This window comes from Chitinophaga filiformis, assembly GCF_900102545.1.
GTDB classification, from domain to species: domain Bacteria; phylum Bacteroidota; class Bacteroidia; order Chitinophagales; family Chitinophagaceae; genus Chitinophaga; species Chitinophaga filiformis.
Genome location: NZ_FNBN01000002.1, coordinates 491,329 through 507,534, shown reverse-complemented (window position 1 = coordinate 507,534; position 16,206 = coordinate 491,329). Strand labels below are relative to the sequence as shown.

13 protein-coding genes are annotated in these 16,206 nt (G+C 46.7%); 7 read left to right on the top strand and 6 right to left on the bottom strand.

The genetic code is table 11. The annotated features are described in order from the left end of the window. The first annotated feature begins 85 nt into the window (after positions 1-85). The 4 genes from BLR32_RS33985 (at position 86) to BLR32_RS08495 (ending at position 1,637) form a co-directional block, all read left to right on the top strand. Positions 86-250 (top strand): hypothetical protein, encoded by a 165-nt coding sequence (locus tag BLR32_RS33985; protein ID WP_170117395.1) that lies wholly within the window; start codon positions 86-88, stop codon positions 248-250. 74 nt (positions 251-324) lie between these two features. Further along, the gene (locus BLR32_RS33980) at positions 325-489 is read left to right on the top strand and encodes a hypothetical protein (protein ID WP_176842208.1); all 165 of its coding nucleotides are present in this window, start codon (positions 325-327) and stop codon (positions 487-489) included. Positions 490-610: 121 nt separating this feature from the next. Beyond that, positions 611-1,042: a hypothetical protein gene (locus BLR32_RS08500; RefSeq protein ID WP_143011397.1), complete on the top strand. Its 432-nt coding sequence runs from the start codon at positions 611-613 to the stop codon at positions 1,040-1,042. Positions 1,043-1,256: 214 nt separating this feature from the next. Then, positions 1,257-1,637, top strand: a complete 381-nt coding sequence (locus BLR32_RS08495) for a GreA/GreB family elongation factor (RefSeq protein WP_089830600.1) — start codon at positions 1,257-1,259, stop codon at positions 1,635-1,637. Positions 1,638-1,648: 11 nt separating this feature from the next. Here the strand turns inward: BLR32_RS08495 and BLR32_RS08490 are convergent, their stop codons facing one another. The 3 genes from BLR32_RS08490 to BLR32_RS08480 are packed head-to-tail and all read right to left on the bottom strand — an operon-like array spanning position 1,649 to position 7,327. Continuing rightward, positions 1,649-3,034, bottom strand: a complete 1,386-nt coding sequence (locus tag BLR32_RS08490; RefSeq protein ID WP_089830598.1) for a TolC family protein — start codon at positions 3,032-3,034, stop codon at positions 1,649-1,651. Next, positions 3,031-6,144: an efflux RND transporter permease subunit gene (locus BLR32_RS08485; protein ID WP_089830596.1), complete on the bottom strand. Its 3,114-nt coding sequence runs from the start codon at positions 6,142-6,144 to the stop codon at positions 3,031-3,033. The genes BLR32_RS08490 and BLR32_RS08485 overlap by 4 nt, the downstream gene beginning before the upstream one ends. Positions 6,145-6,172: 28 nt before the next feature. Further along, a complete protein-coding gene (locus BLR32_RS08480) occupies positions 6,173-7,327 on the bottom strand; it encodes an efflux RND transporter periplasmic adaptor subunit (RefSeq protein ID WP_089830594.1) in 1,155 nt (384 codons plus the stop codon). A gap of 286 nt (positions 7,328-7,613) precedes the next feature. On the opposite strand from BLR32_RS08480, the gene BLR32_RS08475 reads away from it, so the two are divergent. Beyond that, a complete protein-coding gene (locus BLR32_RS08475) occupies positions 7,614-8,543 on the top strand; it encodes a hypothetical protein (protein ID WP_089830592.1) in 930 nt (309 codons plus the stop codon). Between the two features lie 20 nt (positions 8,544-8,563). Here the strand turns inward: BLR32_RS08475 and BLR32_RS08470 are convergent, their stop codons facing one another. Both BLR32_RS08470 and BLR32_RS08465 read right to left on the bottom strand, forming a co-directional pair. Further along, positions 8,564-9,382, bottom strand: coding sequence for a helix-turn-helix domain-containing protein (locus BLR32_RS08470; RefSeq protein WP_089830590.1), 819 nt, complete (start codon positions 9,380-9,382; stop codon positions 8,564-8,566). A gap of 338 nt (positions 9,383-9,720) precedes the next feature. Further along, positions 9,721-10,737 (bottom strand): SDR family NAD(P)-dependent oxidoreductase, encoded by a 1,017-nt coding sequence (locus BLR32_RS08465; RefSeq protein WP_089830587.1) that lies wholly within the window; start codon positions 10,735-10,737, stop codon positions 9,721-9,723. 585 nt (positions 10,738-11,322) lie between these two features. On the opposite strand from BLR32_RS08465, the gene BLR32_RS08460 reads away from it, so the two are divergent. After that, a complete protein-coding gene (locus BLR32_RS08460; RefSeq protein ID WP_089830586.1) occupies positions 11,323-13,650 on the top strand; it encodes a T9SS type A sorting domain-containing protein in 2,328 nt (775 codons plus the stop codon). A 179-nt stretch (positions 13,651-13,829) separates the two neighbouring features. Then, entirely contained in the window at positions 13,830-14,396 is a 567-nt protein-coding gene (locus tag BLR32_RS08455; RefSeq protein ID WP_089830584.1) for a dihydrofolate reductase family protein, read from the top strand. Positions 14,397-14,819: 423 nt separating this feature from the next. Here the strand turns inward: BLR32_RS08455 and BLR32_RS08450 are convergent, their stop codons facing one another. Continuing rightward, positions 14,820-16,061 carry a hypothetical protein gene (locus BLR32_RS08450; RefSeq protein WP_143011396.1) on the bottom strand — a complete coding sequence of 414 codons (1,242 nt, stop codon included), beginning with the start codon at positions 16,059-16,061 and terminating at the stop codon, positions 14,820-14,822. Positions 16,062-16,206 lie beyond the last annotated feature (145 nt).

Here is a 16,206-nt window from a genome sequence, read left to right as displayed (position 1 = left end):
TAAAGTTAGTACAATGGAGCAACAATTAACATTCCATTAAATATTTGATGTTTTTATAACAGATTTATTTAGTAAGTTTGAATAAATGATCCGGAAGAGTTCCCATATTAACACTACAGATGCTGTCAGGTACGTTATACCTGATATCAGCAACTGTTTTACCTGGTCCTTCCCGGAATTTATCCCCTTTTGTGTAGACCTGTACTATTTCTCCAACTTTAAAGACTTTAACAGGTTTGCCCAGGCCTGATTACTCCAATAGCCTGGGATAATTGTATTTCAACTTTATTTACTGTTAGTAATTAACGTGTAAAAGTTATTGCCATGTACCGGAAACAACGTGTTTCAGCTGGCGGAGCTGTCGCGCTATTGGCCGTATTAAGCGCTATTTCAATGGAGCGGGGCATGATCGCCAGTCCTAAATGGTATTTTATATTATGCATCACCACGCCGGTATTGCTGTTGTTCAGCTTCGCCCGGAGCAAGTGATCGTACTGCGCTGTAAAAAACTATCATGTCATTCGCAGATGTGTTTATCCTGCTTTCAGCAGCTACATTTTTATGTTACGGGTTGCTGATAGCTATTCGAAACAGACAAAAACGTAGAAAGATGAAAAGATTGCTTGATTATTTCAGCAGGCTCGGAACAAAGTATGACCTTACCTTCTCAAGCCAGGAGGTATTAAGGAATTGCATCATCGGCCTGGATGGTATACAGAGAAAGCTATTGGTATTGAACGGTACCAGTAGCGGGACGCTTACAGAATATGTCATTGACCTGAACCAGGTAAGTAACTGTTCAGTGAAAAAACAATATGGTCGTATTCATGTAAATGGCCTGAGAAAGAGAAGGCTGGAGCAGTATCTTGAAAGGATGACCTTACATTTCAGGTTCCTTATAGAAAAGCAACCTGCTGATATTCCTTTTTTCAAACAGGCAGAAGATAATATCAATAAGCTTCGTGAATTGGAAGATAAAGCAGAAAAATGGAAGGTGATCCTGTCCAAGATGTTGCCCGTTTCTCTGAAGAAAAGCGCCTGACAGATCAGCGGGACTAACGCGCTATTAACAAAACAAAATGAACAAAACATAATAGGACTCCGTAGGAGTCCAATTGTCTGTAGCCCCGGGTTTTCAACCCGGGGAAATCGATCCGCCCATGCGGGTACAACCCGGTGAAAATCGATTCGCCCACCAAATACAACCCGGCCCGAATTGATTTCCGAATTATCATTTAAATCAAAACCTAATTAAAATGGAAAAAGAACAATTGGTAATAAAGAAGGAGGATTTTGATATCCTCACAACATACATCCGGAACGGCAATCCGCAATCATTCGACAAAAATAATGTAACGGAACTGGCAACAGAGTTAAGAAAAGCCCGGCTGGTAAGTAAAGAGAACTTTCCTGATACCGTAGTAGGCCTGAATTCCACTGCTGTTGTCAAGGATATGGAAACAGAACGGATACTGGCTATTACCGTAGTGACGCCCGACAAAGCAGATATCAGTCAGAATAAGATATCAGTGCTGGCGCCTATTGGTACGGCCTTACTGGGCTTTCAGAAGGGAAAGGAGATCAGCTGGTCTGTTCCGGCAGGAGAGAAGAAACTGATGATACTGGATGTATTCTAATACGGGGCGGCTTACCTCCAGCCGCCTCCCAATGCACGGTATAAGGATACAATGGCCAGCAGTTGTTGCTGGTGGTCGTTCACTTTGTTGAGTCGTGCCACCAGTAAGTTTTGCTGCGCTGTTAGTACCTCCGTGTAATTAGCGAAGCCGTAGCGTACCAGTTCCTGGGTATATTCTACTGACTTCCTCAGGTTTTCCAGTTGCAGGTTTCTGTCTGCTGCCTTTTGCCCTGCCATCTGGTAGGAGTACATGGCATTGGACACGTCTTCTCCGGCTGTTAATACCGTGTTTTTAAAGTTCAGGGCTGCCTGCTGCTGTTGTTCTCTGGCAGCTCGCAGCCTTGCTTTATTAAGGCCCTGGCTGAAAATGGGCTGTGTTAATCCAGCCGTCAGGTTACTGAGCCAGGAACCCGCTCCCCAGAAAGAACTTAACCCTCCATACCCGGCAGACGCACTGAGTGTCAGGGATGGATAGAAATAACTCCGTGCTACATTCGTCAGTTCAAAATAGTACCTCAGGTTATACTCTGCTGCCTGTACATCTGGTCTGTTGGCAAGTAATTGCGCGGGTACACCTGTCTGTAATAACGTAATGGGATGCTGGCTGTCCAGCGTTGCCCGTTTGACTGGCCCGGGAACATTCCCCAGTAACAGGTTCAGTTGATTCTCTGTTTCCCGTATAGATCGTTTCAGGTCAGGAATGGTAACAGATACGGCATATTTACTCGCCTCGCTCTGCACAACAGCGGCCCCTGTAACGGTATTGGCAGTTTTAAGCTCCTTCATAATATCGACCGTCGTCTGCCAGTTCTTCACACTTTCCTGTGTGATGATCAGCTGCTGGTCAAGGGCCAGCAAGGTATAGTAACTGGCCGCGATGCCTGCCACCAGTGATGTCTGCACGGCTCTGGCATTTGCCCCGGCCTGCAGCATATTGGCTAGGCTGGCTCTTTTAGCGCTTCTTAGTTTTCCCCAGATGTCTGCCTCCCAGCTGCTTGTGAGCATTGTCTGATACAGGGCAGGCGTGACAATTTTCCCGAGGGCCTGTGGATCAGAGGAACCTGCATAGGTAGCTGTTGGATTAACGCCCAGGGAAGGGATGAATTGCATGCTGCTTTGGTCATATGTTGCTTCGGCCTGGCGGATGCGGGAATAGGCTGCCTGCAGGTCCAGGTTCTGCTGAATGCCTGTAGTGATCAGCTGTTGCAGCAGTGTATCTGTAAAGATCTCTTTCCAGTGCAGACTGGCAATATTGCTGGTATCCGTTTCGTCAATATCTCTGTAAAGCCCTTTTACGGCCGTATTTTGTGACTCATACTTCCTGCTGACGGAACAGGATGTCATGACCAGCATAGCTATGCCAGTGATGATAATATCCCGTGTGAAATGCCGTTTCATATAACTTGCTTTTTTCGCCTGAATTTTTCCTGTAAGGTCTGGAACAGGATAAACAGAACAGGTGTGATAAAGATCCCGAAGGTGGTACCGATCAGCATACCCCCAACAGCCCCGGTGCCAATAGAGCGGTTACCGTTTGCGCCTGCACCTGTGGCAAGCATCAGGGGCACAAGTCCCAGGATGAAGGCAAAAGACGTCATTAAAATAGGCCGTAATCTGGCTTCTGCGCCTTTAACAGCTGCTTCAACGATATCCATGCCCGCCTTTCTCCTTTCAAGGGCATATTCCACTATCAGAATCGCATTTTTGGCCAATAACCCTATCAGCATGATGAGCGTGATCTGTACGTAGATGTTGTTACTGATGCCAAAGAGATTGATGAACAGGAAGGTCCCTGCTATCCCGACAGGGATGGTCAGCAATATGGCAAAAGGCAACAGGTAACTTTCGTACTGAGCGCTCAGTAAGAGGAACACGAAAACAAGACAGAGGAGGAATATAAATACCGTCTGACTACCCCCCATCAGTTCCTCTCTTGTGATACCGGAATATTCGAAGCTATAGCCCTGTGGTAGTGTCTCTGCCGCCACTGCCTGTATGGCGCCGATAGCCTGTCCTGAACTATAGGATGGGTTGGGCGTACCGTTCACGCTGATGGAATTGAACAGATTAAAACGGGTAATAGTCTGAGGCCCGTAGGTCTGCGTCAGCGTCACGAATTCAGTGATAGGCACCATCTGACCATCCTGCGTACGTACAAACACTGCATTCAGACTTTCCGGCGTTGTACGGAATTCCGGTGACGCCTGTACCATTACGCGGTATTGCTGGCCAAACTCGTTAAAACTGGAGGCATATATTCCGCCGTAATATCCCTGCATAGCGCCTGTAATATCCGTCACATTCAGTCCCGCCTCTTTCACTTTCGGCACATTGATGGTCATCGTGTATTGCGGGAAATTGGGATTGAATGAGGTGGTGGCAAACTGTATCTCCGGACGATCATTCAGGGCTGACAGAAAATCCTTACCCACTTTGTAAAAGCTGGCGATGCTACCGCCTGTTTTGTCCTGTAACTGGAATGCAAATCCATTGGTAGCGCCGAAACCCTGGATGGTAGGAGGGGCGAAGAACTTGATCTCGGCCTCCGTAATATCTGCCGTCTTTGCAAACAACTCTTTAATGATCGCCTGTACATTCCGTTTCCGTTGTGACCAAGGGATAAGCCGCATGACCACTAAAGCATAGTTGTTACCGTTGCCGGATAGTTGTCCGCGACCCGTTACTACCAGTATACTATTCACCTCCGGGATGGTGCCGGCAATCTTTTCTACCTTTCGTGCAACGGCGTCCGTCCTGTCAAGAGATGCATCCGGAGGAAGGGCTATATTACAGTTGACAGCGCCAAGGTCTTCATCAGGCACAAAGCCCGTGGGCGTGCTTTTCGAAAGAAAATATAATATGGTACAAAAGATAGCAAGTATCGAGAGCGGTATCCATACCTTCTTTGCCAGGAAAGCGACCGCCTTACTGTACCGGGCGGTCATCTGTGCGAAGGAGGTATTGAATGCGGTGTGGAAGCGTTGGAAAAGGCTTTTTTTCTTATGCTCTTCATGATGAGGTGTGAGGAACAATGCACACAGCGCCGGGCTTAAAGTAAGTGCATTGATAGCCGAAAGTACAATAGCAGTTGCCAGCGTGAGGCCGAACTGTTTGTAGAATACGCCTGAAGAACCGCCGATGAAACTAACTGGAATAAATACGGCAGACATCACCAGGGTAATGGAGATGATCGCCCCCGATATTTCGCTGAGTGCATCCACGCTGGCCTTCTCCGCAGACTCATACCCTCCATCCAGTTTGGCATGCACCGCTTCCACTACCACAATAGCATCATCTACGACAATACCTATCGCCAGTATAATGGCAAAGAGCGTCAGCAGGTTAATGGTAAACCCAAATAACTTCAGGAAGAAGAAAGTACCGATAATAGCTACCGGCACTGAAATAGCTGGTATCAGCGTGGAACGGAAGTCCTGCAGGAAGATAAATACGACGATAAATACCAGTATAAACGCTTCAGCCAGTGTATGTAATACTTTGTCGATGGAGGCCGTCAGGAAGTCGTCAGCATTCTGTAGCACCGCATACTTAAGACCAGTCGGAAAACTTGTTGAAGCCTGTTGCAGGGCTTCCAGTGTTTGCTGGATCACCTGGTGGGCGTTGGAGCCTGCTACCTGTGCGACGTTGACAGAAACCCCGGGATGTCCGTTCACACGGCCCGGGTTGAAGTAACTTAATGCGCCCAGTTCTACGCGTGCAATATCTTTTAAGCGAAGAATGCGGCCCCGCAGGTTGGAACGTATCACAATATCGCCGAACTGTGAGGGATCTGTCAAGGTACCGGGATAGGCGATCACATATTGGAAAGCTTGCTTTCCCTGCTCACCAAACTGTCCAGGTGCTGCCTGGATATTCTGATCCGCCAGCGCAGCTGTGACATCTGCAGGTACCAGCCCATAAGATGCCATGGCATCTGTGTTCAGCCAGATACGCATGGAATAATCCATGGTACTGGAAGATGAGGCATCGCCTACACCCTGTATACGCTTGATAACTGGCAGTACGTTAATGGACGCATAGTTCTGGATGAAGGTCTGGTCAAAGGCGGGATTATCGCTGTACAATGCAAAGATGAGCAGGGTGCTTGTCTGTTTTTTCTGTACTGTCACACCTGCGCGGGTTACCTCCTGTGGCAACAAAGGTGTAGCACGGGATACAGCATTCTGTACATTCACGGCCGCCATATTGGGATCACTGCCTATCTTGAAACTGACAGTGATATTGGCGCTGCCATCATTACCAGCGGTGGAGGTGATATAGTCCATATTCTCCACGCCATTGATCTGTTGCTCCAAAGGAACGATCACGCTCTTCATTACCACATCGGCATTTGCACCGCTGTAAGTAGCTTGCACCTGCACCGTCGGAGGCGCTATATCAGGATATTGTGATATCGGTAATGATACCAGTCCGAGTACGCCAAGCGTCACGATAATGATGGATATTACCGTGGATAATACCGGCCGTTCTATAAATCGCTTTAACATATCATCATTTTAATAGGCAGTATTATTGTCACAAGGCAGTTAGTGCATCAGCTGCGCTGATGGGTTTGGGTTTTATGACCAGGCCTTCCCTTAAGCTTGATATGCCATCCGCCACAATTTTGTCGCCCGGCCTGATCCCATTTGTGATAATAAATGCCTGTCCGGCAGATGCGGAGGAGGTCACCTCTACAGACCTGACCTTATTACCTTCTCCCAGCACATACACGAATAATTTTCCCTGTATCTGGTAGGTGGCTTTCTGGGGGACTAACAACGCAGTGTCTATTTTTTCCGGAATACGTACAAGGGCGCTGCTGCCACTGCGGACCAGACCTCCCGGATTGGGAAAGGTAGCTCTCATATTCAATGCACCGGTCTGAGTATTAATCAGACCACTCGCTGTCTCTACCTTTCCTTTGTCGGGAAGCAATGTTCCGTTGGCAAGAACTAATGTTACAGGAGGAAGCGTTGCCAGCTTTTCCTGCATGGTTTTCCCCTTTGATGTAGCAAAGAAATCCAGCCCCTGTTTCTCGTTGATGGAGAAGTAAGCATAGATCTTGCTGATATTGGATACGGTTGTTAAAGGGTTCGGTGTTGTACTGCTGATAAGACTACCTATCTTATAAGGTAGTATGCCGATCACGCCGTCGGCAGGACTATATATAGAGGTGTAGCTGAAGTTTGTTTGCGCATTGCTTAATGCGGCCCTGGCCTGTGTAAGCGCTGCCTGCTTGGATTGCAGTGTGTACTCGGCTGCTTCCTCAGCATATTTGCTGACGATGTCTTTGTCTACCAGCGGCTTTACCTTGTTCAGTTCCATCTGTGCGGCATTCACATCTGCACGCGCTATTTCAATGTTTGCTTCCGCTGTTTTTACTGCCTGCTGATATTGCGGCGCATTGATGCGGAAGAGCAATTGTCCCTTCTTTACAGCGGCCCCTTCATCTACATAAATATCTTCCACGTAACCGTCAATCTTGGGGCGTATTTCAATGTTCTGAATACCCTGAATAGTAGCAGGATAATCGTTGTCTATCTCTGCCTGCTGATAAGCCATTTGCATGACCGGGTAAGTCTTTACCTCGTTTTTTGCAGTATTGTTTTTCTTACCGCCGCAGGCGATGATTTGTACAAGCGAAATGCCTGTCAGTAGTGTTACAGTCGTTCGTTTACTAATACGCATATGCAATTGAATGAAGTCTGCATGACGATTCAACAATAATCCCCTGTATCAGGGAGAGGTTAATGACTCAAGGCCCGAAACTAGCTGGCCTGAGAGGAAATACCTATTGTTTTTCGCCGGAGAGGCATGAACAGTCGGTGAACAAGCATCAGGAGGAGTCTTAACAGGCAAGGAAGAGGAGCGAATAGGTAAAGAGAACTCCGATATTTTATAGCGTTGCAACAGATAAAAAAAACAGGAAATAATTATCCTAATTTTTTATTTTGTGTTCGTTGTATAATCTCTTATGCCTGAAAAACAAACTATCCGTTTCTTCCACGGCGATGCCGTGAAGAAAGAGTTCCCCGACCACCATGAATGGTTTGTGCCCGAACTGATCAAACATCTCAACAGTGTACTGGCTGCCATTAATGACCCTAGCTGCAGGATCGTGCTGAAAACTAATGATGAGGCTCTGCTTGAAATAGAGCTTTCAGACGGACTAACACGACATACGGAGCGTATGCTGTATGATGACTATATAGACAGGTTAGACGGCTTTATCGTTGATTTCGTCAAAATGGTCAATACCCGACTGATACACCGTTTCAATGGATATGGTATCGTACCGCTTCTAAGTACTGCTGGCGCAAACGAATCATTTAATAAGTCCTGTTTATACCTTGCGTTCGCCAGTCGCCAGGAAGTGTTGAATAGCATACCCGGTTATTCAGTGCTGGGAGATGCTGATAATTATCTGCCCCTCTTCCCTGATAAAGCGAAAGACATACCACAGATCCCTGTGCGCCTGACACTGGAGGAACTGAACCTGCGATACCAGTCGGACCTGTACGATGGCAGGCATTACCTGCCGGTGTATGCAGATAAGGAAGCGCCGAAATGGCTACGTGAAGAGCTGGAGAAGGTATTAAACATCAACCCGGGAAATACTATTCAATTAAATATCAAATCACCGGCCGACCCTGTTTCCAACAGGATGAGAGTTGTCTTTACTGCTGGTCCCTTCCAGACAGTGGAACACCTGGATAAATGGAATTTCTATGAGCTGGGAATGATGTTCAATAAACTGTTAAGGGACAAGGAGGAGAAGTATTGCCTGCTAAGACCGGATGATGATAACTTTATCTATGCCTATTGCGACAGATCACAGTTTGAGCTGTTCAAGAAATATGATTACGTGGAAGTACACTACCTCAACATCTTTGATGAAAGATGATCGTACAGGAGAAAGCCCCATTACTTTTTTTCCAGCAGTGCATTCGGCGGATATCCAAAGTGGCTTTTAAAGGCATACGAAAAATGTGAAAGGTTTTCGAAGCCTACTTCTACATATACGTCAATAGGTTTTCGTCGTTGTTCAGCGATCTGGTAATGTGCCAGCTCGAGCCGTTTTTCTGTCAGCCATTTCTGCGGAGTGGTGTTGTACGCTTTTTTGAAATCTCTTCTGAATGTTGCCAGGCTGCGGCCGGTGAGATAACCAAACCTGTCCAGCGTCATGTTGAACATAAAATGCCGTTCCATGAAATCTGCCAGGTTGATCTTACCAGGCTCTTCGAAGTTGGCGAGTAACCCATCTACATCTTTATCAATGGATCTTAAGATGCTGATCGCTTCCTCAATTTTGATAGTGGCGATATCCGGAGGCAGTTTGTCGCCCAGGTCGAAATAGGGGATAAGCGATGCCAGGCAGCTTTCCAGCAGTGGATGTTTTGTAAAGCGATAGACCTTCTGCAGTGGCTGTACTCTTCCGGCATTAACAGCCTTATGTCGGGAATAGAAATCGGTTAAGCGTTCTTTGGTAAGATGCATGGCTACCGCTTTGTGTGGCAGACCATCCTTGGGGTAATTGATGACAGTAGCGAGCTGATTGCGTGGGATCAGGAAGGTATCGCCGGCGTTGAAAGTGTATGTGGCATCCGCCTGGATGATCTTAGTTTCACCGGAGATGAACCAGACCAGCATGTGATGTTCGAACATGACCTCTACTCTGAAGGATTTGCCGATAAATTCCGATAGTTTGATATCAGGGGTAATATATTTTGTTTCAAATTCCATTGCTGATAAATCTACGAAAATAAAACATGCCGGGGCGTTGTGTGTGGGCATTCCGTTTCGGGTGTCTATTCCGTTAAACCGGGGTGCACCCCAATCCGGCGTTACGACCCAATCAGATTATACTCTAATCGGGTTATGTCTGCAACCGGGTACGCCCTAACCGGTGTTACGCTATAACCGCGTACGTCCTAATGGGCGTTACGCCACAACCGGGGGTTGAAAATCCCGGGCTACAAACAATTAGCCCCCTGAATGGGTCTAACGCAGCGAATGATCCCATTATGTAATTCCCGGCACGCAGCCTGTCTGTGGTGGACTGTATGCCGGGAATGATTCAGTTAGTTCGCAGGAAATGAAACGCCTGTCATCTCTTCGCTTATCGCCCACAATTTTCGTGCGTTAGTGGCATCCACTGCATATGGTTTCACACCTCTTAGTGAGGAAGGATCGTCATAATTGTGTACGATGTTTCCTTCATCCAGTTGTGCTATATCAGCATCCTCACAATATACGCCACCGATACCGTTCAGTTGTGGGCTGGTAGCGCACCATACAGAAGTCGCTGCGCCCTGGGCAACGGTTTTCAGTCTGGCGGCTACTTCAGGATAGATATCCCCGTTCTCGTCATGCGTGCCCATTTGCTGGAATAAGGCCATTGGTGCAACACGTCCCAGGTCAGTGCCCAGTACTGAGCCTGGATGCAGGGAAAAGGCTCTTACGCCGAAGGCTTTACCACGGTGGTCCAGTTCTACAGAGAAGAGATTATTGGCAGTTTTGGATTGTCCGTAACCCTGTAAGGTTTCGTATTCCCGGTTGATGAAATTGGGATCGTCAAAGTTGAAAGGCGCCATCTGATGGCCGAAGGAAGATACATTCACCACACGGGCGCCGTTGGCATGCTTTAATGCTGGCCACAACCTTGCCGTTAGCTGAAAGTGCCCCAGATGATTGGTGGCCAGCTGCGATTCATATCCACGTTGATCGCGTTGCAGCGGTACCCACATAATGCCTGCATTGTTGATAAGGATGTCTAGTTGCGCATGGACAGAGAGGAATTTATCTGCAAAGGCATCAATAGATGCGGGGTTCATCAGATCCATGGCTTCCACTGTTACATTGTTTACACCTTTCAGGTTGTTGGCAGCTTTCTGCACATCGCGGGCCGGTACGATCACTTTGGCACCCGCAGTTACCAGTGTCTTTACTGTTTCCAGTCCGATACCTGCATAGCCGCCGGTAACGATCACTGTTTTATCATGAAGGTCAATTCCCTTTATCACATCCTGTGTGGTAGATGTAGCGTTGAATCCTGAGTGGAGAGGCTGTTGTAATGCGCCATTATAGTTGTCGTTCATTTTTTTGAATTTTATGAGACAAAGCTAAAGACAACTACTGGAAGCGACTTTGTTTAAAACGTCAAACTACTTTGTTTAATGCGTCAAATTATGAGAAGAGAAAAATGCAAAAGGGGCTTATCCCGCTGAAATATTATTTTCAGGTTAGCCGGAATAGAATACCTACGAAAACATATGCCTGTTACTGTTGATAGTAACTGTACAATATTGATGTATTATTATATAGTGTCTGTGTGACACCATATGGATAAAATACTATACAAAGAAGTTAAAATACGGAGATTCCAGTATTGAATACTATACTATTTTTACAGCGTGCAGAAGTATAGTGTACTGAGCATCAAAAACCATATTATTAAAACTCAAAAGAACCATTTACGGTATAGGAAAAATGATACGACCCAGCTATGGCGCTCTATTCAGCCATAGTTTATTTTCATTCCGAAGATCAATACGAGAACCTATGAAGCAGTGACCTGAAAAGCCCGCTATAGGAATTGCTGTGACCTGAAAAACCCGTCGATGGTGAAGTGAACAACTATCCAGGCTATCCTTTTTTTTATCACCATTTAAAAGAAACACACGATGCTAAAATCTACATGGACATCGCTCCTGTTGTTGTTTGGCAGCATTGTCGCGCACGCACAAACGAATATTGCGCCACAGGCAAGCTCCTCAACTTCTTATGTTTCCCCCTGGGAAACTATTACGGCGTTAAATGACAATTACACGCCGGCCAATTCAAATGACAAAACCCATGGCGCCTATGGCAACTGGGATAATCCGAATTCCATCCAATGGGTGCAGTATGACTGGGCACAGACTTATGCTGTTACCTCGGTGCAAGTGTACTGGTTTGATGACGCTGGTGGTGTGCTGACGCCTACTACCGCTTATCTTGAATACTGGAATGGTTCAGCATGGACACAACTGGCAAATGTTCCTTTAGTAAAAAATGCTTTCAACACGGCATCTTTTACATCAGTGAATACAACCAGACTGCGTCTCTCCATGCGTAATACTTCGCAGTCGACGGGCATCCTGGAATGGCGTGTGTACGGCACTCCGGTAACAACAGAACCGCCTCCGGGCGGTGGTGATGGCAGTCCTTATGCCTGGCCTGCATACTCACCTACCATCAGTTATGACTTCAGGACTGAATATCCTAATCTGGCTGAGCCTGCACAGGTGCTGAATGATTGTCCGCAGGTAGTGGGCACCCAGTCTTCCGGCTGGTGGACGTTCCGTTGGGGGCCAAAGAAAAAATCTGTCATCACTTCTGCCGCTATCACACCGATGCTGGCCCGCTTAAACAGCGAGTTCAAATACTTCCGCGATACAATGGGCTGGCCTGCTGACCTGAGAGCGAGAAGCGGTTATAAGAGCGCTGTATACCTGTATGGTTCCGGTCTTTGTACTGACAATGCAGATAGCACAGAGCTGGGTGGATGGCAGAGTGCTATAGGCTATAATGGAAAGAGCTGGCCTATTATCCTGGCATCCTATTACCCGGTGTCTGCTTTTGATCCTGCATTCAAAGGCAGCGATGGCGAATACCAGAGAAGCGCTATGGTGCATGAAGGTATTCATGCTACATTGGCCGACCTGCCAGGTGTAAAACAATCTGCATGGTTCCATGAAGGTGGTAACGTGTGGTTCCAGCAAACAGCTGATGCCCGCAGATCCAATAACTACAGCTCTATGGGCTTCCTGAATGGTACTGATTTCATTGCGCCGTTTATGCCTATTGAATGTTATTCAGGCTGGCTGCAGGATGGTAGCTTCGGCGGACCATCAGCAGAAGGTGTGAACATGTTCAATGGCGGTCAGCAGCTCTGTACATGGCGCAGGTTCCTCGGTGGACACCAGTATAGTTCATCGTTCCCTACTTTCGTGGGTAATGTGCTCGGCAACAACGCTGTTCCCTGGATCTGGAGATATGCATCCGGAAGAGTACTGGAAGGCATGGCGAGTGGAATAGGTGCTGCACAGATGCGCAGACTGATCACTGAGTACAGGGCTAAACAGGCCATGGTTGATTTTGGTAAATGGAAGAGAGCTGTTGTAGCATTGCTCGATGCGAATTTTGGTAGTTCTATCGGCGCCGAGTGGCAGCCTTCCTGGTTAAATCCAGCTCCGTGGATCGCAACGCCTTATGTGAAAACAACTAATACCAGCGGCGTGCTGAGACCTGATACAACTACACTCCCAGGTTGGTCAGGCGCTAATCAGATTCCTTTAACAGTGACCGGTAATACCGTTACCGTTAACTTCCAACCTATAGGCGCTAATATGACCTGTCAGCTGGCTTACTGGACTACCAATGGTACGCCTGTATACAGCCAGTATGTATCCAGCGGTAATGTTACACTGAACCTTGCTTCTGCTCCAGCTAACAATATAGTGATCGCTATCATTACAAACACTGATTATATCTATCAGGGGGAAGCTACAAGAAAGGCGAAGTATGACTACCGTCTGCAGCTGGTTACCGGTGTTACTGGTGCTGCCAGTGTGAATACCAAATGGTACAATGCTGCTCTGCTTTCTTCTGCAAGAACCAGCGAAGCTGTTGCTGAGGCTAAATCAGGTATTGATTGGTCTTTATATTGTAATCAGCCATTCGAGGGTCAGGCAAGACCTGAGGAATACAAAGTTGTGTACGCTCATCCGGAATTCCAGGTATATCCTAACCCGGCTCCAGCCAGCAATGGTGCTCAGATCCGTTTTACAAACGCTAAAATGGAAAGAAGTATTATCACTGTATATAACCTGACAGGTGAGCTGATACTGCAGAAAGTGACTACAGGAAATAATTACACAGTGGAACCCAAAGCATTGAAACCGGGCGTATACCTGGTGAAGATCTCAAATTCTTCTCTCAATTCAACACAGAAGCTCATTGTGCTTTAAGTGAAATTGATATGTGCTGTGGTAAATGATAAGGGCCGCCATTGTGCGGCCTTTATCTTTTTTATTTACACACCTGAGTTGGAATTCAACGCATTGGCAGCCCTCGTCAAAAAGAATGGTTTCAGGATAAATAAAATGCAGGAACTTAGCGCGGAAAAGTAAAACGTAAACCATACGATATGAGAAAAGTAATCTTAAATCTTGCCGTAACACTCGACGGTTTTATTGAAGGACCTAACGGCGAAATTGATTGGTGCATCATGGACGATGGACCTGCTGCCGGAGAGAGCATCACATCGCATTTTGACGAGTTCCTGGCACGGATAGATACGATCTTTTACGGGAGAGTGAGTTATGATCTATGGGGGCAGTATCAGCCTGCTGCCGATGCTTCTTTACCAGAAAAAAAACTCTGGGAGAACGTGCATAGTAAAAGCAAGTATGTTTTTTCAACACGGCCGACGGGTAGTAAGGATGCTGCATATATCACATCTGATATTGCTGAAAAGGTGAATGAAATAAAAGCACATTCGGGAAAGGACATCTGGCTTTATGGTGGGGCAAAACTGATCACTACGTTTGTTAACCTGGGCCTCATTGATAATTACCTGCTGGCGGTGCATCCTGTGATCCTGGGAGGAGGGAAGCCGCTCTTTTCAGATCTGAAGGACAGGACGAATCTGAAACTCAACCGGGCCGTTACCTCAAAATCAGGGGTAATCCTGCTTGATTATGAAAAGGCATAGGATATAATTGCACCGGAAAGAGAATTGCTTTGAAGAGTATGTGAACAGGATGTAATCAGGTACAAGCTATGGTTCTCCTATGGGTATCTTAAGTTCATGCTACGTTCAAAGACGTCAGATGAACGTAAGATACCCATAGGAGAACCATAGTTTGTACCAGTTCATATGGAAGATTAATGGGATTTGTTCCTGTTAGTATTGTATGATCCGACACTAACAAACCAGTTCTGACACGTGGTTCAAAATTGGCCTCCGTTACTATGCCTTTGACATGCCTTTGATATGCCTTTGATATGCCTTTGATCTGGACTTAAACATGCCTCATACCCGACGCATAGTTGGACTTGAGCCGACACATCAGAGAACAAGCCAGCTCTGCCATAGTGACTATAAATAGTTCTTACAGCGGGACTCTAAGTTATATCAAAACCTGGTATCTTCCTGTACCCAGTAGCGAGCTTTGCTGGCATGTCCGGTCCTGAGGTCCCATATATAACTGCAGGCATCCAAGGCCCCTACATTCCACACTTCCCATTCGTCATTATTGAGTTGGCGGGCATAGCTGTTCAGGCCGAATATAGCAGTATGTTGTACACGCCTCGCATATTCTTTCGGGTTCAGCTGGAAATAGGATAGAGCTGCCATCTGTATTGCTGAAGCCCACTGACGGGGATAGAGAAAAGTGGCCGCATTGTAGGTGCTATCCCTGTAGGGAGTGATATCGTCCTCTGCTGTAGTGAGCTCTTTAAAGCCGGTAAGCGTAGCAGGCGGCTGTGCCAGCGAGCGCAACTCCTGTTCTATGGCTTTCCTGTAACGCCCGCGGTTGCTATTATGAAATGCTGCCAGTTTTATGGTCTGCAATTGCCGGTACCGAAGGTACCTGTCCTCATTTTCATATCCAATTTCCGGATAACTGTCCCATATTGATTGTACCAGATCATCCATCAGGCGGACAGTTTCATTGGCTGGCTTCGCTATGGAATGAGGCCAACTGATCTTTGCATAGGCGGGGTCATCCAGCTTTGTCCGACTGGCGGCGGAAATAATCCCCTGTCTTACGTCATATCGGAACGAAATCGCCAGTATGCGGTCTGCGGCCCAGACTTGCCAGAAATCGCCCGAAAGATGCCTGGTATACAGTTGCGTACCGAACATCCCTTTTACGCGGTAATAACGCAGGGCCAAGGGCTGCAATGTGGTGTCGGAGAATATGGTTAGTACAAACATCGAGTTGGCGATCTGTGCGGTCAGACCCGGATCAAATGTCCGGAGCAGGATCACTGAGAACAGATCGATATTGCTGGTCACACCATTGGGCGTGCGGAGGCTTGTTGTATCCCATTCAAGGGCGAGCAGTGCAGGTGGTGGCGGAGCATACTGTGCAAATTTTGCTGAGCGTACAGCTGCATATTTGTCGCCGTTTTTCTGACTAAAAGAATTAAACGATTTGACAAAAGCTGCGTTGCGAAATTTATCAGTCCGCTGTACAATTTCACTGTCAGGCAAACTGTTCATTAACTTCTCCAGATCATCCCAGTTTTGTTTATTGGCATTCGTGAACTGATCTACAGCTTTCAGCAATTCCTTTTCTTCTTTTGGTGTCTGAGAATATAAAACACCTGTTATCATACTACAGATGAGTGTCAGGCAGACAATTTTGTTCATGGTCAGTAAGGGTTTCAATTAATAATAATAACCGTATAAGCGGCGACACAAGATAGTAAACAGTCTTCAGATTCATCGATGTGATACAGTTACTGTATACACTTTCGTGTAGTTGTTGAATAATTTTTGTTTCATTGCGAATTTT